The sequence below is a fragment of the Agrococcus sp. ARC_14 genome (assembly GCF_022436485.1).
In the GTDB taxonomy this organism is placed as follows: domain Bacteria; phylum Actinomycetota; class Actinomycetes; order Actinomycetales; family Microbacteriaceae; genus Agrococcus.
Genome location: NZ_JAKUDO010000001.1, coordinates 299,974 through 316,653, shown reverse-complemented (window position 1 = coordinate 316,653; position 16,680 = coordinate 299,974). Strand labels below are relative to the sequence as shown.

15 protein-coding genes and 1 tRNA gene are annotated in these 16,680 nt (G+C 69.8%); 12 read left to right on the top strand and 4 right to left on the bottom strand.

What is annotated here, in order from left to right:
* The first annotated feature begins 41 nt into the window (after window positions 1-41).
* The 4 genes from MKD51_RS01600 to MKD51_RS01585 all read left to right on the top strand — a co-directional run bounded on the left by MKD51_RS01600 (window position 42) and on the right by MKD51_RS01585 (window position 5,323).
* A complete protein-coding gene (locus MKD51_RS01600) occupies window positions 42-1,220 on the top strand; it encodes a M24 family metallopeptidase (protein ID WP_240237396.1) in 1,179 nt (392 codons plus the stop codon).
* The gene (locus MKD51_RS01595) at window positions 1,217-2,497 is read left to right on the top strand and encodes a M20 family metallopeptidase (protein ID WP_240237394.1); all 1,281 of its coding nucleotides are present in this window, start codon (window positions 1,217-1,219) and stop codon (window positions 2,495-2,497) included. Before MKD51_RS01600 ends, MKD51_RS01595 begins: the two co-directional genes overlap by 4 nt.
* Window positions 2,498-2,571: 74 nt before the next feature.
* Complete coding sequence (locus MKD51_RS01590) at window positions 2,572-4,050, top strand: MFS transporter (RefSeq protein WP_240237392.1); 1,479 nt, start codon at window positions 2,572-2,574, stop codon at window positions 4,048-4,050.
* Between the two features lie 100 nt (window positions 4,051-4,150).
* Window positions 4,151-5,323 (top strand): zinc-dependent alcohol dehydrogenase, encoded by a 1,173-nt coding sequence (locus MKD51_RS01585; protein WP_240237390.1) that lies wholly within the window; start codon window positions 4,151-4,153, stop codon window positions 5,321-5,323.
* A 202-nt stretch (window positions 5,324-5,525) separates the two neighbouring features.
* On the opposite strand, the gene MKD51_RS01580 is transcribed toward MKD51_RS01585, so the two are convergent.
* Window positions 5,526-5,609 (bottom strand) — tRNA-Leu (locus MKD51_RS01580).
* A 94-nt stretch (window positions 5,610-5,703) separates the two neighbouring features.
* Here MKD51_RS01580 and MKD51_RS01575 point away from each other — a divergent pair.
* The 7 genes from MKD51_RS01575 to pknB all read left to right on the top strand — a co-directional run bounded on the left by MKD51_RS01575 (window position 5,704) and on the right by pknB (window position 14,707).
* On the top strand, window positions 5,704-6,381 hold the full coding sequence (locus MKD51_RS01575) for a DUF3662 and FHA domain-containing protein (protein WP_240237388.1): 678 nt from the start codon (window positions 5,704-5,706) through the stop codon (window positions 6,379-6,381).
* Entirely contained in the window at window positions 6,378-6,929 is a 552-nt protein-coding gene (locus MKD51_RS01570; RefSeq protein WP_240237387.1) for an FHA domain-containing protein, read from the top strand. Before MKD51_RS01575 ends, MKD51_RS01570 begins: the two co-directional genes overlap by 4 nt.
* A 2-nt stretch (window positions 6,930-6,931) precedes the next feature.
* A complete protein-coding gene (locus tag MKD51_RS01565) occupies window positions 6,932-8,173 on the top strand; it encodes a protein phosphatase 2C domain-containing protein (protein WP_240237385.1) in 1,242 nt (413 codons plus the stop codon).
* Window positions 8,170-9,573: an FtsW/RodA/SpoVE family cell cycle protein gene (locus MKD51_RS01560; protein WP_240237383.1), complete on the top strand. Its 1,404-nt coding sequence runs from the start codon at window positions 8,170-8,172 to the stop codon at window positions 9,571-9,573. Before MKD51_RS01565 ends, MKD51_RS01560 begins: the two co-directional genes overlap by 4 nt.
* Window positions 9,574-9,596: 23 nt before the next feature.
* Entirely contained in the window at window positions 9,597-11,051 is a 1,455-nt protein-coding gene (locus MKD51_RS01555) for a penicillin-binding protein 2 (RefSeq protein ID WP_240237381.1), read from the top strand.
* Entirely contained in the window at window positions 11,048-12,802 is a 1,755-nt protein-coding gene (locus MKD51_RS01550; protein WP_240237379.1) for a protein kinase, read from the top strand. The genes MKD51_RS01555 and MKD51_RS01550 overlap by 4 nt, the downstream gene beginning before the upstream one ends.
* An 81-nt stretch (window positions 12,803-12,883) precedes the next feature.
* A complete protein-coding gene (pknB, locus tag MKD51_RS01545; protein ID WP_240237377.1) occupies window positions 12,884-14,707 on the top strand; it encodes a Stk1 family PASTA domain-containing Ser/Thr kinase in 1,824 nt (607 codons plus the stop codon).
* Window positions 14,708-14,727: 20 nt separating this feature from the next.
* Here the strand turns inward: pknB and MKD51_RS01540 are convergent, their stop codons facing one another.
* The 3 genes from MKD51_RS01540 to MKD51_RS01530 are packed head-to-tail and all read right to left on the bottom strand — an operon-like array spanning window position 14,728 to window position 16,375.
* A complete protein-coding gene (locus tag MKD51_RS01540) occupies window positions 14,728-15,441 on the bottom strand; it encodes an aminodeoxychorismate/anthranilate synthase component II (RefSeq protein ID WP_240237375.1) in 714 nt (237 codons plus the stop codon).
* Window positions 15,438-15,629 carry a hypothetical protein gene (locus MKD51_RS01535; RefSeq protein WP_240237373.1) on the bottom strand — a complete coding sequence of 64 codons (192 nt, stop codon included), beginning with the start codon at window positions 15,627-15,629 and terminating at the stop codon, window positions 15,438-15,440. Before MKD51_RS01535 ends, MKD51_RS01540 begins: the two co-directional genes overlap by 4 nt.
* The gene (locus MKD51_RS01530) at window positions 15,629-16,375 is read right to left on the bottom strand and encodes a class E sortase (protein ID WP_240237371.1); all 747 of its coding nucleotides are present in this window, start codon (window positions 16,373-16,375) and stop codon (window positions 15,629-15,631) included. The genes MKD51_RS01535 and MKD51_RS01530 overlap by 1 nt, the downstream gene beginning before the upstream one ends.
* Window positions 16,376-16,415: 40 nt before the next feature.
* Here MKD51_RS01530 and MKD51_RS01525 point away from each other — a divergent pair, with 40 nt between their 5' ends.
* Window positions 16,416-16,679 carry a cell division protein CrgA gene (locus tag MKD51_RS01525; RefSeq protein ID WP_240237369.1) on the top strand — a complete coding sequence of 88 codons (264 nt, stop codon included), beginning with the start codon at window positions 16,416-16,418 and terminating at the stop codon, window positions 16,677-16,679.
* Window position 16,680 lies beyond the last annotated feature (1 nt).

Here is a 16,680-nt window from a genome sequence, read left to right as displayed (position 1 = left end):
TGCCCTGTCGTAGGGTGTCGACACAGAGAAGAGGAGGCGCGGTGCGGCCCAGCCCCGAGGAGTTCGCGGACCGGCTCCAGCGCACGCGTGCGCGGATGGCTCGCAGCGGACTCGATGGCCTCGTCGTCGTCGACCCGGCCAACCTGCACTACCTCACCGGGTACGACGCCTGGTCGTTCTACATGCCGCAGCTGCTGTTCGTGCCGCTCGCGGCGGAGCCGCTGCTGATCATGCGCGAGATGGATGCCGGCGGCGCCCATCGCACCGCCGACGCGACGCCTCGCGAGCGCATCCTCGGCTACCCGGAGTCGCTCGTGCACCAGCGCGACGTGCACCCCTTCGACTGGGCGGCAGAGCAGCTGCGCGCGCACGGCTTCGGCGGGCGCGGCCGCATCGGCTACGAGGGTGAGGCGCACTTCCTTTCGGTGCGCTCCTTCCTCGCGCTGCAGCGGGGCCTCCCCGCGTGGCAGCTGGTCGACGCCCACGATCTCGTCAACTGGGTGCGGCTCGTCAAGAGCCCCTATGAGCTCGGCCTCATGCGCAAGGCGGGCATGGTCGCCTCGGCCGCCATGCAGGCCGGCATCGACGCGGTCGCCGCGGGTGCGCGTCTCAACGACATCGCCGCTGCGATCCAGCTCGCCCAGGCCACCGGCGTCGAAGGCGCGGAGGGCGACTATCCCGCGATCGTGCCGATGCTGCCGGCTGGCGAGTCGGCCGACACCCCGCACATGACCTTCAGCGCCCGCCGACTCGACGCATCCGAGGCCGTCTCGATCGAGCTCGCCGGCGCGCACCGCCGCTACCACGCACCGCTCGCCCGCACCCTCGTGCTCGGCAGGCCGAGCGACCGCCTCGCGCGCCTCGCGAGCGTGACCGCAGAGGGCCTGCAGCTCGTGATCGACGGCCTGCAGCCGGGCCGCACGGTCGCCGAGGTGCACAGCATCTGGCAGGCGCACATCAGCAAGGAGGGCATCGAGAAGCCCTCCCGCCTCGGCTACTCGATCGGCATCGGCTACCCGCCCGACTGGGGCGAGCGCACCGTGTCCATCCGCGGCGACGAGCAGACGGTCATCGAGCCTGGCATGTGCCTGCACGTGATCGCCGGCATGTGGATGTTGGGCTACGGCTGCGAGCTGAGCGAGTCGCTCGCCATCACCGAGTCGGGCGCAGAGGTGCTCACCACTGCCCCGCGCGAGCTGATCGTGAAGGAGTCTGCATGACGGATGCGTCGGGTCGCCCCGAGACCGAGCACGAGGGCGAGAGCGAGCACGACAAGGAGGGCGAGCTGCAGCGCGCGCTCGCACTGATCGAGGACGCCACGATCGTGGCCGACGCCTCGTCGCTCATCCTCGCTGCGAGCGAGAACCCCGGCGGCACCGAGCTCGTCACGGTGCGCGTGCTGGAGACGATCGCCTCGCGCCTGGGCGGGCGCACGAAGCGCACGATGGTGGCCCCGAAGCGGCCCAATCTCTCGATCCGCTTCGGTCCCGACGCCACGCCTGAGCACCCCGCGGTGCTGCTGCTGGGCCACAGCGACGTCGTGCCAGCGGGCGAGGGCTGGGTCGCAGACCCCTTCAGCCCGCGCGTTGCCGATGGCTGGCTGACCGGCCGCGGCGCCGCCGACATGAAGGGCGGCATCGCGGCAGCGCTGCAGGCGATCGCCGCCGTCAACCACGTGCGCCCCGACCTGCCGATCGAGCTGCTCGTGACGGTCGACGAGGAGGATCTCGCGACCGGCATCCAGGCGCACATCGCCTCGGCAGACGCCGCCGAGCCGGGCCGCTACCTCGCGTGCATCGTCGCCGAGCCGACCGACATGGCGGTCGTGATCGCCTGCCGCGGCGCCGCCAACCTCGAGATCGAGGTCACCGGCAGGGCGGCCCACGCCGGCCGCCCCGAGGACGGCGCGAGCGCCATCACGACTGCAGCTCGCATCGCAACCTGGATCGCAGGCGACCATGAGCGGATGCGCGCGGGTGCGTCGGGGCTGCTGGGATCGGCCACCTGGAACGTCGGTCGCATCGAGGGCGGCCACGGCACGTCGATCGTGCCCGACCGCTGCAGCCTGCTCGTCGACCGCAGGCTCATGCCGGGCGAGACCGGTCAGGAGGCGCTCGCGCAGCTGGAGGCGGGGATCGCCCACGCGATCGGCCTGCTCGGGTGCACCGCTGAGGCGAGCCTGCTGATGGAGATGCCAGGGTTCGAGACCGACCCGACGCATCCGCTCGTCGCCACCGCCGTCGAGGCGCTCCAGGCCGAGGGCGAGGCGGGGCCGATCGAGGCCTGGACGGCTGCGTGCGAGGGAGGATTCATCGCCCGCCAGCACGGCTGCCCGACGATCATCCTGGGCCCCGGCGACATCACCGGCCAGGCCCATCAGCCCGACGAGCGCGTGCGCATCTCGCATCTCGCGACGGCTGCACGCGCGTACACTCGCATGCTCGTGCACCTGCACGATGCGCGGGCCACCCTGCGCACCCACACCATCATCGCCTGAAGCACCACGCACGACCGCATGACCGCACGACTCTGAAGCACGACCCCAAGGCAGCATCCAGAAGGGACACGGCAATGACCGAGCAGACAGCAGCGGCGAATCCGCCGCACGAACCACCGCCCATCACGCGCGAGCTCGACCTCTCGCCCATCCAGCGCACGACCGTCAGGAAGTCGGTCATGGGCGCGATGGCGGGCAACGCCATCGAATGGTTCGACTACGGCATCTACGGCTACCTCACCGTGCATCTGGCGAGCCAGATCTTCGGCGGCTCCGACGACGCCGTGCTGTGGGCGCTCCTCGGCTTCGCGGTGTCGTTCCTCATCCGCCCCATCGGCGGCGCGGTGCTCGGGCCGCTCGGCGACCGCATCGGGCGCCAGAAGGTGCTCGTCTTCACGATCCTGATGATCTCGCTCGCGACCGCCGCGATCGGCATCCTGCCCACCTTCGAGCAGGTCGGCTGGCTCGCCCCGATCCTGCTGTTCCTGCTGCGCATGGTGCAGGGCTTCTCGGCGGGCGGCGAGTACGCCGGCGCCGCCGTCTACATGGCTGAGCACGCGCCCGACGACCGCCGCGGCTTCTGGGGCTCGTTCCTGGAGTTCGGCACGCTGCTGGGCTTCTCACTCGCGGCGATCCTCGTCACGGGTCTCGAGTTCATCGTCGGCCCCGAGGGCATGGAGGCCGGCTGGTGGCGCCTGCCGTTCCTGCTGACCCTGCCGCTCGGCATCGTCGCGCTGCTGATGCGCTCGAAGCTGCACGACTCCGACACCTTCAAGGAGGCGCAGGCGCAGGACACCCGCACGAGCGCATGGCAGGTGCTGCGCGACGTCGTCACGAAGCAGCCGAAGCAGCTGCTGAAGATCATGGGCATCACGATCCTCATCAACACCGCGTTCTACCTCGTGCTGACCTACATGCCGACGTTCCTCACCACCTCCCTCGACATGGATGCGACGCAGTCCGGGCTCATGCTCGTCGGCGTGCAGCTGGTGATGATGGCGGTGATCGTGCCGCTCGGTGCCCTGACCGACCGGATCGGCAGGCGGCCGGTGCTGCTCATCGCAGCCGTCGGCTTCACGCTCTTCTCGATACCGGCGATCCTGCTGCTCAACACGGGCAATGTGTTCCTGCAGGTGCTGGGCCTGGCGATCTTCGGCATCTTCCTGGTGATGCTGCTGTGCAACATCTCGGCAACGCTGCCCGCGCTGTTCCCGACGACGGTCCGCTACGCGGGCTTCGCGCTCGGCTACAACGTCGCGACGTCGCTGCTGGGCGGGCCCGCTGGCCTCATCAACGAGTCGCTCATCCAGAGCACGGGGTCGACGCTCGTGCCCGGCTTCTACATGACGGCCGCGGGCATCATCGGCCTCATCGCGATCTGGACCTTCAACGAGACCGCCGGCCGCAGCCTGCGCGGCGATGTCGTGCCCGGCGATGACGACGTCGATCGCATCGCGATCGGCGAAGATCTCATCGGCAAGGTGAACGACCCGAACCACGAGCTGGTCGACGGCCAGCTGCCCTCGGGCGGTGGAGGCCGCAGCAGCAGCTGACGGTGCACAGACGGATGCGCTCCTGCCCTCGGGCGGGGGCGCATCCGTCTGTGCGGGCAGTGGGTTCCGTTTTGTACCCCAAGCGCGTAGCGTCGCGGGCATGCGAGCACTCACCTGGCAGTCCAAGCGCACGGTCACCGTCGAGGAGGTGCCGGATCCGCGCATCGAGCAGCCCACCGACGTCGTCATCCGCGTGACGTCCGCCGCGATCTGCGGCTCCGACCTGCACCTCTACGAGCTCTTCGGCCCCTTCCTCGCCAAGGGCGACGTGCTGGGGCACGAGACCATGGGGGTCGTCGAGGAGGTCGGCGCCGGCGTCACCGGACTGACGCCCGGCGACCGCGTCGTCATCCCGTTCGTGATCGCCTGCGGCGACTGCTTCATGTGCGCCCGAGGACTCACGACCCAGTGCGAGACCACCCAGAACCGCGACCAGGGCACCGGGGCCGCCCTCTACGGCTACACCTCGCTCTACGGCTCCGTGCCGGGCGGCCAGGCAGAGCGTCTGCGCGTGCCGCTCGCCGACTTCAACGCCACCAAGGTCGGGCAGGAGCTGCCCGACGACCGCTACCTCTTCCTCAGCGACATCCTGCCCACCGCCTGGCAGGGCGTCGCCTTCGCCGCTGTGCCCGAGGGCGGCACCTTGGCCGTGCTGGGGCTCGGCCCCGTCGGCCAGTTCGCCGCCCGGATCGGGCGCCACCTCGGCCACCGCGTGCTCGCCGTCGACCCCGTGCCCGAGCGTCGCGCCATGGCCGAGCGCCACGGCATCGAGACGCTCGACATGGAAGGCGCCACCGAGGCGCTGCGCGAGGCCACCGAGGGTCGCGGCCCCGACTCGATCGTCGATGCCGTCGGCATGGAGGCGCACGGCTCGACCGGGGCCGCCACCGCGCAGGCGATCGTCGGCCTGCTGCCCGATGCGCTGGCGAAGCCGATGATGCAGCAGGCCGGGCTCGACCGCCTCTCGGCGCTCATGACCTCGTTCGACGCCGTGCGACGAGGCGGCACCGTCTCCCTCAGCGGTGTCTACGTCGGCACGGCCGACCCCATCCCGATGATGACCCTCTTCGACAAGCAGGTCGCGATCCGTATGGGCCAGTGCAATGTGCAGTCCTGGCGCGACACCCTCCTGCCGATCGTCGAGGACGCCTCCGACCCGCTCGGCGTCGAGGACCTGGTGACGCATCGCGTGCCGCTCGATCGCGCACCCGAGATGTACGAGACCTTCCAGAAGAAGGAGGACGGCTGCATCAAGGTCGTGCTCGAGCCCTGATCGGCAGCCTTCCCCTGCTACGCGCCGCTGCCACCCGCATCCGTCCTGATCCAGCCGGGCCTTCGCACATCGAATCGAGGGCGCGTCACCGGTTGAAGACCGTGGGTCCTCGATTCGAGACGGATCGCGAATCGGTCGTCATCCGGGGACGGCGGCGCCCCGGGCATGCGAAAGGCCCCGGGGTGGAGCCCGGGGCCAATCGTGCGCGAGGGGGGACTTGAACCCCCACGTCCTTGCGGACACTGGCACCTGAAGCCAGCGCGTCTGCCAATTCCGCCACTCGCGCGCAGCCCGGCTTCACCCGGGCAACTTGACGAGAATATCAGGTTCCTAGCCGCGCCGGGTACGCTAACGGCGGCTGAAGGGAGGTGAAGCACACCATGGGAATTCTCGATTCGATCGAACGCGGTCTGGAGAAGGCCGTCAACGGCGCCTTCGCCAAGACCTTCCGCTCCGGCGTCGAGCCGGTGGAGATCGCCAGCGCGCTCAAGCGCGAGCTCGACACCCAGGCGAGCGTGGTCTCCCGCGATCGCATCCTGGTGCCGAACCACCTGACCGTGCGACTGTCGCCCGCCGACTTCCAGAAGCTCCGCCGCCTCGGCGACTCGCTCCTCGATGAGCTGACCGGCACGCTGCAGACGCACGCGCGGCAGTCCGGCTACTCGTTCCCCGGCCCGATCGACCTCGGGCTCGAACCCGACGAGGGCATCACCACCGGGATGCTCGAGATCCGCTCCGACACGGAGGCCGGCGAGGTCGTCTGGACGGCGGTCGTCGACATCAAGGGCAAGCGCTACAAGCTGCGCAAGGGCAGCACGGTCATCGGCCGCGGCTCGGACGCCGAGATCACGGTCGACGACGCCGGAGCCTCGCGCAAGCACGCCGAGATCATCTGGGACGGCAGCCGCGCCCAGGTGAGCGACCTCGGCTCCACCAACGGCACCACGCTCAACGGCAGGGCGCTCAAGAGCGCGCTCCTGGAGCCCGACTCGATCATCGACATCGGTGCCACGCGGATCGTCTACCGCCTGCTGGCTCAGTCGAAGGAGCAAGCGTGAGCGAACTCACCCTCATCATCATCAGGATCGGCTTCCTCGCCCTGCTGTGGCTGTTCATCTTCATCGTGCTCTACTCGCTGCGCAGCGACCTCTTCGGTCCGAAGCTGACTCCCTTGCAGCGCGTCGCGGTGCAGAGCGCCCGATCCCGCGAGGGCGGCTCGACGCCCGCCCAGGCCCCGGCCTCCTCGGAGGCGCCGACGACCGTGAACGAACGGGCGGCACCCGCCGGGGCGACCAGCGCATCCGCACCCTCCCGTGAGGCCTCCCGCATCGTCGTCACCTCCGGCCCGCGCGCCGGACTCGAGCTCGACCTGCCGCAGACCGGCCTCTCCATCGGGCGCTCCTCCGGCAGCGGGCTGCAGATCAAGGACGACTACACCTCGAGCAACCACGCCAAGATCGTGCGCTGGCGCGACCAGTGGGTGGTGCAGGATCTCGGCTCGACCAATGGCACCTTCGTCGAGGGCAAGCGCATCAGCGAGTCGACGCCGGTGCGGGTCGGCACGGCCGTGCGCATCGGCACCACCACGTTCGAGCTGAGGCACTGAGCTTGAGCACACCGCTCGCGGCAGCACTCAGCCACGTCGGCAGGATCCGCACCGAGAATCAGGACTCCGGCTATGCCGGCGCCCGGATGTTCTTCGTGGCGGATGGCATGGGCGGGCACGCGGGAGGCGACGTCGCGAGCGCCATCGTCACGCGCAGGGCGCGCGAGGCCGACCGCGAGTACGCGACCGCCGAGGAGGCCGCGCAGGCGCTTGCGACGGCGCTGCGCGAGGGCAACGACGCACTGCAGCAGGCGATGCTCGAGCATCCGGAGCTCTCAGGCATGGGCACCACCGGCTCCGGCATCATCCGAGTCGGTGACGAGGTGGGCATCGCCCACATCGGCGACAGCCGCATCTACCGCTACCGGGTGGGCGCGCTCGAGCAGATCTCGACCGACCACACGTTCGTGCAGAAGCTGGTCGACGCCGGTCGCATCACGCGCGAGGAGGCGGAGCACCACCCGCGCCGCAACGTCGTGATGCGCGTGCTCGGCAACGTCGAGCACTACCCAGAGATCGACACCCTGGTCGAGAAGGTCTACCCGGGCGACCGCTGGCTGGTGTGCTCCGACGGCCTCTCCAGCTACGTGGACGAGGATCGCATCCGCGCCATCCTCGCGCAGGGCCTCGACACCCCGTCGACCGTGCAGCGGCTCGTCAACGAGTCGCTCTCGCGCGGCGCCCCCGACAACGTCACCGTGGTGCTGTGCGACGTCGACGAGCGCCGCTCCTCATCGATCGAGCCCACCACCGTCGGCTCCGCCGCTGCGCCCATCAGCTACGAGGCGATCGAGCCAGAGCGCACGTCCGTGAGCCTCGGCCAGCTCATCCTGCACCCGCGCCAGTCGCGCATGCAGCCGGCCTTCGAGCACTTCGAGCCCGAGAGCGAAGAGTTCCTGCAGGAGCTGCTGGCCGAGCAGCGCCGGATGCGCCGCAACCGCCGCATCACGTGGGGCATCGGTGCCCTGCTCGCACTCATCGGCATCGTCGCCGTCTCGATGTTCTTCTACAGCTGGACGCAGGATCGCTACTTCGTGGGCGTCAACGACGCCGGCAACGTCGCGATCTACCAGGGCATCCAGCAGCAGATCGGCCCGATCGTGCTCGCCACCCAGGTGGAGGAGACCGACATCGCGATCGTCGATCTCACTCCCTTCAACCAGCGCAACGTCGAGCAGACGCTCTCTGCCGATTCGCTGGAGGCCGCGCAGGCGATCGTCGAGCGATTGGAGCGATCGCCATGAGCGACCAGACTGCTCCGAACGCGCTGCAGACCGGCATCGTGCAGCTGCGCGACGTCACCGAGGCCATCAGGGTGCGCATCCGCAACCCCGCGAAGCTGCGCAACCTCGAGCTCTTCCTGCTCGTCATCGCGTGGGTGATCGCCGGCGGCGCCATGGTGCTCGTGCAGCTCGGCGCCCTGCAGCGCGTCGACCTGTTCCCGCTGCAGCTCGCCGGGCTCCTCGGCGCCCTCACGCTCGCCCTGCACATCGCGCTCCGGGTCGTCGCGCGCGAGGCCGACGCCATCATCCTGCCTGTCGCAACCGTGCTCAACGGCCTCGGCCTCGCGATGATCTACCGCATCGACATCGCCGATGGCGCAACCGGCTGGGATGCCGCATCCATGCGCCAGATCGCGTGGACGGGCATCGCGCTCATCATCGCGATCCTGGCGATCATCATCGTGCGCAACCACCGCGTGCTGGCGCGCTACCGGTACCTCGCGATGGCCGTCGCGTTCCTGCTGCTGATCCTGCCGCTCATGCCGGGCATCGGCCGCACCGTCAACGGCGCGACCGTCTGGATCGGCGTCGGCCCGCTCTCGTTCCAGCCGGGCGAGCTCGCGAAGATCGCGCTGGCGATCTTCTTCGCCGGCTACCTGATGACGGCGCGCGACTCCCTCTCGGTGGTCGGCCGGAAGCTCCTCGGCGTGCGCTTCCCGCGCCTGCGGGACCTCGGCCCGATCCTGGTGGTGTGGGCGATGTGCATGCTCGTGCTGATCTTCCAGCGCGACCTCGGCACCTCGATGCTCTACTTCGGCCTGTTCCTGGTGATGATCTACGTCGCCACGGGACGCCGCTCCTGGATGGTCATCGGCCTCGGCCTCGTCACCGTCGGCGGCGTCGCTGCCTACTTCTCGCTCGGCTACGTGCAGCGCCGCGTGCACGCGTGGATCCACGCGTTCGACACGGATGTCTACAACGCCACCGGCGGCTCGTTCCAGATCGTGCAGGGCGTGTTCGGCATGGGCCACGGCGGTGTGCTCGGCACCGGCCTCGGCCTCGGGCGACCGGAGCTCACGCCCTACGCCAACAGCGACTACATCATCCCGTCGCTCGGCGAGGAGCTCGGCCTGACCGGCATCTTCGCGATCCTGGCGCTCTACCTGATCCTGATCTCGCGCGGCGTCCGCATCGGCTTCCAGGGCCCGGATGACTTCACGAAGCTGTTGGCCGTCGGCCTCGCCTTCGCGATCGCGCTGCAGGTGTTCATCGTCGTCGGCGGCGTCACGCGGCTCATCCCGCTGACAGGCCTGACGACACCGTTCTTGGCAGCCGGCGGATCGTCGCTGCTGGCCAACTGGCTCATCGTCGCCCTGCTGCTGAGGCTGAGCGACTCGGTGCGCGGAAGGGGGATCGTATGAGTGACGCCACGAAGGAGCAGAGCATGCGACGACCCATCCGGCGTGTCAGCACCCTGCTGCTGATCATGTTCGTCGGGCTGTTCGGCTCATCGACCATGATCCAGGCGGTGCAAGCCGACTCGCTGCGCGCGGATGACCGCAACACCCGCACGCTCTACGACTCGTTCGCCGTCGAGCGCGGCTCGATCGTCGTCGACGGCGTGCAGGTCGCGCTCTCGACCCCGTCGAACGACGAGTACGAGTGGCAGCGGGAGTACCCGATGGGCGAGCTCTACTCCCACATCACCGGCTACAACACCCTCGGTCAGGGCAACACCGGCATCGAGGGTGCGATGAACGAGGAGCTCACGGGCACCGCGAACAGCCAGTTCTTCGACCAGATCGTCGCGACCATCACCGGGCAGGACCCCGCGGGCTCCTCCGTCGAGCTCACGATCGACTCCGGCGCGCAGCAGGCGGCGGCGGATGCGCTGGGCGACCGGGAGGGCGCGGTGGTCGCGCTCGACCCCGAGACCGGCGACGTGCTCGCGATGCACTCGACGCCGAACTTCGACCCCAACGCCTTCGCTGAGCACAACACCGCGGCCGTGCAGGAGCTGCACGACCAGCTGAACGCAGACCCGACGCAGCCGCTCCAGAACAACACCATCCGCGGAGACCTGTACTTCCCCGGCTCCGTCTTCAAGGTGCTGGTGCTCGCCGCAGCCCTCGAGTCTGGCCAGTACACGCTCGAGTCAGAGTTCGACAACCCTGAGACCCTGCGGCTCACCGGCAGCAGTCACGAGATCCGCAACGCATCGCGCTCCACGTGCGGTCCTGGTGAGACCGTCACGCTCGAGACGGCCTTCATCCAGTCGTGCAACATCCCCTTCGCGCAGCTCGGCGAAGAGCTGGGCGAAGACGCGATCGCGCAGCAAGCGGAGGCGTTCGGGTACGGGCAGTCGCTCAACATCCCCCTCAGCGTCTCGCCGAGCACCTACCCCACCGGCCTCGAGCCGTCTCAGCTGCAGCTGACCGCGTTCGGCCAGGACAACGTGCGCGTCACGCCGCTGCAGATCGCGATGACGACCGCCGCGATCGCCAACGACGGCACGATGATGCAGCCGAACATGGTCGACCGCGTCCTCGCGCCCAATCTCGACGTGCTCGCAGAGCCCGAGCCCACCATCCTGGGCAATCCGGTCACGGCAGAGGTCGCCGCGCAGGTGCGTGCAACGATGGAGCTCGGCGTCGCAGAGGGACTCGCCTCCAACGCCCAGATCGACGGCGTCACGGTGGGCGGCAAGACCGGCACCGCGGAGACGGGCGAGAACAACGAGCCCTTCAACCTGTGGTTCACGGGGTACGGAGAATTGGACGACCGGAGCGTGGCAGTCGCCGTCGTGGTCGTGCCAGATGAGAACATCGTCGGTGACACTTCAAACGTGATCGCCGCGCCAATCGGGAGAGCAGTGATCGAGGCGGTGCTGAACTCATGAGACCATCCAGCGGACTCACCTTCGGTGGGCGATACCAGCTGACAAGCCGGATCGCCATCGGAGGCATGGGCGAGGTGTGGCAGGCGACCGATCAGGTGATCGGGCGCACGGTCGCGCTGAAGATCCTCAAGGACGAGTACATGGGGGACCCCGGGTTCCTCGAGCGGTTCCGCGCGGAGGCGCGGCACGCAGCGCTCGTCAACCACGAGGGCATCGCCAACGTGTTCGACTACGGCGAGGAGGAGGGCAGCGCCTTCCTGGTGATGGAGCTCGTGCCCGGCGAGCCGCTCAGCGCCATCCTCGACCGGGACCGCACGCTCTCGGCCGACAAGGTGCTCGACATCGTCGCGCAGACCTCTGCCGCGCTGCACGCCGCCCACCAGGCCGGCCTGGTGCACCGCGACATCAAGCCCGGCAACCTGCTGATCACACCAGAGGGCCGCGTCAAGATCACCGACTTCGGCATCGCACGCATCGCCGACCAGGTGCCGCTGACCGCGACCGGCCAGGTGATGGGCACGGTGCAGTACCTCTCGCCGGAGCAGGCCTCCGGTCAGCAGGCCGCGCCGTCGACCGACATCTACTCGCTCGGCATCGTCGCCTACGAGGCGCTCGCCGGCCGTCGCCCCTTCACGGGCGAGTCGCAGGTGGCGATCGCCATGGCGCACATCAACGACGCGCCGCCGGATCTCCCCGGCACCGTGCCGGAGCCGGTGCGCAACCTGGTGCTCTCGTGCATCGCCAAGACGCCGGCCGACAGGCCGACCTCGGCGGCGCACCTCTCGCGCGCCGCCACGATGCTGCGCCGCGGCGACATCGCCGGTGCCGCAGCGATCGTGCCGGGCATCGCGTCCACCGACTCGTTCGCGACGATCGACTCCCCCACGCAGGCAGCCACCCGCGTCATCACCACGCAGTCGACGCCGGTCACCGCCTCACTGCCAACGGCAGCGGCGACCACCACGCGGCGCGCCAACGAGCGGCGTCGCACGAACCCCTGGATCTGGCCTGTCGTGATCCTGGCCGTGCTGCTCGTCGCGGCCGGCACGGCGATCGTCTTCATGATCATCAACAACGCGCAGAACGCGCCGCAGCCAACCGAGACGTCGCAGACGGCGACCGACCCCGCGATGATCCAGATCGACCCGGCCGACTTCGAGGGCATGACGGAGGCGCAGTTCCGCCAGGCGATCGAGGCGCTCGACCTCGTGGCGAGCGTCGAGACGGGCGACCCCGCCACCAGCCCCGACGACGTCGCGCGCATCTACGCCGTCGACCCGACCGGCCCCGTGGCTCCGGGTTCGACCGTGACCGGCACCATCCGAGGCCCGGTCGCAGCGATCGAGGCCCCCACCTCTGCACCCCGGATGCAAGGGGACGCAGATGCGAGCGACCTCACGGCGGGCGAGCCGTACACGATCGTCTGGGATGCCGCCAGCTGCCCGGCGGGCTACACGCTGGCCGGCTACGACGTCACCATCAACTGGGCGAACGGCGACGAGGAGACGCTGCAGATCAACGGCGCGCAGCTGAACATCACGCAGATGCCGACCGGCGACAACACCGTCTCCTACGTCTACCGCTGCGACATCGACGGCGGGCAGACGCTCACGAGCGGTGACTCGCCGACGCTCACGATGACGGCAGCGGCGCCCGAGGAGACACCGACGCCGACCCCGACGCCGACGCCGACGCCCGAGCCGACGGAGCCGGTGGCCACACTGCCCGTCGAGCCCCCGGACGGGCCCTGATCTGGCGAGTGACGTAGAATCGACCGATCCCTGCGCGAGCCGGGGTCCATCCGGACTGGACGCACGAGGTGAGGAGCCGCGTTGACCGACAGCATCATCGCGTCGCTGCGCACCCTCGGCGACCGCTACGAGATCGGCGATCTCATCGGGCAGGGCGGCATGGCGCAGGTGCATCTCGCTCGCGACACCCGCCTCGACCGCCAGGTGGCCGTGAAGCTGCTGAAGCCCGACCTGTCGAAGGATCCCGAGTTCCGCACGCGCTTCCGACAGGAGGCTCAATCGGCCGCGCGCATGTCGCACCCGACGGTCGTGCGTGTGTTCGACGCCGGCGAGGAGCCCACCGTCGACCCGCAGGGCGAGCCCGCCGCTGTGCCGTACATCGTCATGGAGTACGTCGACGGCCGGATGGTGAAGGACATCATCGCTGAGGGTCCGCTGCCCGAGGCAGAGGCCGTGCGCATCACCAAGGGCATCCTGACGGCGCTCGAGTACTCGCATCGCGCGGGCATCGTGCACCGCGACATCAAGCCCGGCAACGTCATGGTCACGCCCGGCGGCCAGATCAAGGTGATGGACTTCGGCATCGCGCGCGCCGTCAGCGAGACCAGCGCGAACGTCGCCCAGACCGGCACGATCCTCGGCACCGCCGGCTACTTCTCGCCGGAGCAGGCGCGCGGCGAGTCGGTCGATGCCCGCACCGACCTCTACTCCACGGGCGTCATCCTCTTCGAGCTGCTGACGGGCAAGCCGCCGTTCCAGGCAGACACCGCCGTCGGCGTCGCCTACCAGCATGTCGCCGAGGAGCCGCCGACCACCTCATCCATCACGCCTGGCATCACGCCGCAGATGGACTCGGTGGTGCAGAAGGCGCTGCTGAAGCCGCGCGACGACCGCTTCCAGACGGCCACCGAGTTCAAGCAGGCGCTCGACGACGCGCTCGCCGGCACCCTCGTGCCCTTCGAGAGCCCGCAGACGGCGCCGATCGAGATCGGTGCAGCGACGACCATGTTCGCCGCGCTCGCCGCCGACGACGCCGAGCCCGAGACCGCGGCGGCTGCTGCAGCAGCAGAGCGCAGCCGCAAGCCGCATCTTGCGTGGCTGTGGGGCGCGGTCGCGCTCATCGCTGTGCTCGTCGTGGGTGCTGGCGTCTGGGCGTTCAGCCTCGGCAACCTCGAGATCGCCGGGCTGTCGACGCCTGTGCCCGAGGTCGTCGGCCTGCAGGAGGAAGAGGCGATGGCCGCGGTCGAGGGCGCGGAGCTGCTGCCGGAGGTTCGCCGCACCATCGACGCGGCCCCGGCAGGCACCGTGCTGCGCTCCGAACCCGAGGCCGGCGTCAACATCGCGCCCGGCTCTGCCGTGCAGCTGATTGTCTCCAACGGCCCCCCGCCGGCGCCGCTCATGAGCGTCACGAACCTCACGGAGGCGCAGGCGAGGCAGGCGCTCGAGGCCGCGGGATACACGGTCGGCGACGTCACTCGCGACTCATCAGAGACCGTGGCGGCCGATCAGGTCATCAGCACGGACCCGAGCGCTGGCACCGACGTCTCGCAGGGCGCCACGATCGATCTCGTGCTCTCGAACGGCCTGGTGCCCGTGCCGGACGTCACCGGCCAGCCGATCGCCGCAGCGGCATCGCAGATGCAGGAGCTCGGCCTCACGGTCGAGCGCCGCTTCACGCTGCGCTGCATGGGCGGCGACGTCGTCGAGCAGTCGCTCGCACCTGGCGACCACCCGCAGGGCAGCACGATCACGCTGCTCTACTGCAACGGCCAGCCCCCGCCCCCGCCGGAGCCCGAGCCCACCCAGGACCCCGAGCCCAGCGAGAGCGAGGATGGCGGCGGCAACGGTGGCGGCAATGGCGGCGGCAACGGTGGCGGCGGCGGCGGCGGGAACGACGACGACTGAGGTCGTCGGGCTAGCCTCGCCTATCGCGCAGGAGCCGGCGCCAGCGTGACAAGTGGCGCGCGGCCAGCGGCCCGTTCCGCAGCACCGGCGAGACCCGCAGCCTCCAGCCAGTTGCCGAGCATCCGGTAGCCGCCCTCGGTGAGCACCGACTCCGGGTGGAACTGCACGCCCCACACCGGCGCCTCGCGGTGCTCGAGCGCCATGATCACGCCGTCTGCCTGACCGGCCGTGTCGTCCGCATCCGCACCCGACGCATCCGGGAGCGACCCCGCCGAGGTCACCGCGGGCAGCGTGCGCGCCGTGACGCGCAGCATCGCCGGCATCGTGCCGTCGACGATGGCGAGCGAGTGGTAGCGGGTCGCCGTGAGCGGGCTCGGCAGCCCCTCGAAGACCGTCGTGCCGTCGTGCGTCACGAGGCTGGTCTTGCCGTGCATGAGCTCCGGCGCGTGCGTGACGACGCCGCCGAGCGCCTCCGCGATCGCCTGGTGGCCGAGGCAGACGCCCAGCAGCGGCGTGCCGGTCTCGATCGCGGCGTGCACCATCGGGATCGACACGCCCGCGTCGGCGGGTGCGCCCGGCCCCGGCGACAGCAGCACGGCGTCCCACTCGGTGATGGTGGAGGCCTCGACCGCGTCGTTGCGCACGACCTCGACCTCTGCGCCGAGCTCCTCGAGGTAACCGGCGAGCGTGTAGACGAAGGAGTCGAAGTTGTCGACGACGAGGATGCGGGTCATGTCAGTCCAGAGATGGATGCGCGCCCGGATGCGTCGAGCACCGGGTCGGGGGTGGGGAAGAACTCCTGCATGACCCACGGGTAGACGTGGAAGATCAGCAGGTAGGCGACGCCGGCGACGAGCGCCAGCGCGAGGACGAGCCTCAGTGGCCACGGCCCGGGCAGCGCGCGCCAGATGGCTGCGTACATCAGAGCCTCCCGAGCGTCTCGGCGAGCTCGGCGGGCATGCCGTCGGAGGCGGGCTGCCAGCCGACCATCGTCGCGTAGGCGATGAGCCTGCCCTCGGCCGACCACTCGGGGTTGCAGGTCGTGAGCGTCAGGTAGCGGCCGTCCGCAGGAGTCTCGGGCTGCTGCGGCACTGTGGCGACGACACCGACGCCGGTGGGCGCGACGTACTCGTGGTTGCGGAACTCGTAGACGTACCAGGCCTCGGCCGTCTTCACGTAGATGCGGTCGCCGATGCGCATCTCGTCGAGGTGCGTGAAGGGACCGCCCTGGCCGTTGCGGTGGCCCGCGACGGCGAAGTTGCCCAGCTCGCCCGGCATCGCCGATTCGCTGTAGTGCGCGAGGCCCTGCTCGAGGGAGTCGAGCACCGTGCGGCTCGTGCCCTGCCCGACGGTGCGCTCGAACTCCCCCAGGCGCGGGATGTACATGACGGCGAACGAGTCGAGCTCTGCCGGCACCGTCTCGGCGGGCGGCTCGTCGGTGCGCAGCTCGGTCTGCGGCGAGGCCACCACGTTCGGGCCGAGCTCTGCGGCGAACACCTGGGCTGCCTGCTGCTGCTGGCCGCCGAGCACCGCGTCGGCCAACCACACCTGCCAGCCCGCGTAGCCGAGAGCCAGCACTCCGACCGTGAGCAGCAGCTCGCCGAGAACGCTCGCGAACGTGGCTCGGCGCCGCGGTCGGCGCCGGCGCTCGCGCTGCTGCCTGGCCACGGAACAATCCTAGGGCCCGACTGCATTACCATGGGGTTCCATGAGCCCCAGCGAGAAGTCCGTGGAGAAGGCGTCTGCTGCCAAGCCCAAGAAGGGCCGCGAGCGGAACCCCCACGATGCGCAGCGCAACCCCGCCTGGTTCAAGCCCGTCATGTTCGGCTTCATGATCGTCGGGTTCCTGTGGGTCATCGTCTACTACATCTCGGGCACGACCCTGCCGATCCCGTCGCTCGGCTCGTGGAACATCGTCATCGGCTTCGCCGTGATGTTCGTCGGGTTCATCATGACCACGCGCTGGAAATAGT

Excerpts from the sequence above, each read along its gene's own strand:
- MKD51_RS01595 (WP_240237394.1), top strand. The coding sequence starts at position 1,217 with ATGACGGATGCGTCGGGTCGCCCCGAGACCGAGCACGAGGGCGAGAGC.
- MKD51_RS01590 (WP_240237392.1), top strand. The coding sequence starts at position 2,572 with ATGACCGAGCAGACAGCAGCGGCGAATCCGCCGCACGAACCACCGCCC.
- MKD51_RS01585 (WP_240237390.1), top strand. The coding sequence starts at position 4,151 with ATGCGAGCACTCACCTGGCAGTCCAAGCGCACGGTCACCGTCGAGGAG.
- MKD51_RS01575 (WP_240237388.1), top strand. The coding sequence starts at position 5,704 with ATGGGAATTCTCGATTCGATCGAACGCGGTCTGGAGAAGGCCGTCAAC.
- MKD51_RS01560 (WP_240237383.1), top strand. The coding sequence starts at position 8,170 with ATGAGCGACCAGACTGCTCCGAACGCGCTGCAGACCGGCATCGTGCAG.
- MKD51_RS01555 (WP_240237381.1), top strand. The coding sequence starts at position 9,597 with ATGCGACGACCCATCCGGCGTGTCAGCACCCTGCTGCTGATCATGTTC.
- MKD51_RS01550 (WP_240237379.1), top strand. The coding sequence starts at position 11,048 with ATGAGACCATCCAGCGGACTCACCTTCGGTGGGCGATACCAGCTGACA.
- MKD51_RS01540 (WP_240237375.1), bottom strand. The coding sequence starts at position 15,441 with ATGACCCGCATCCTCGTCGTCGACAACTTCGACTCCTTCGTCTACACG.
- MKD51_RS01535 (WP_240237373.1), bottom strand. The coding sequence starts at position 15,629 with ATGTACGCAGCCATCTGGCGCGCGCTGCCCGGGCCGTGGCCACTGAGG.
- MKD51_RS01525 (WP_240237369.1), top strand. The coding sequence starts at position 16,416 with ATGAGCCCCAGCGAGAAGTCCGTGGAGAAGGCGTCTGCTGCCAAGCCC.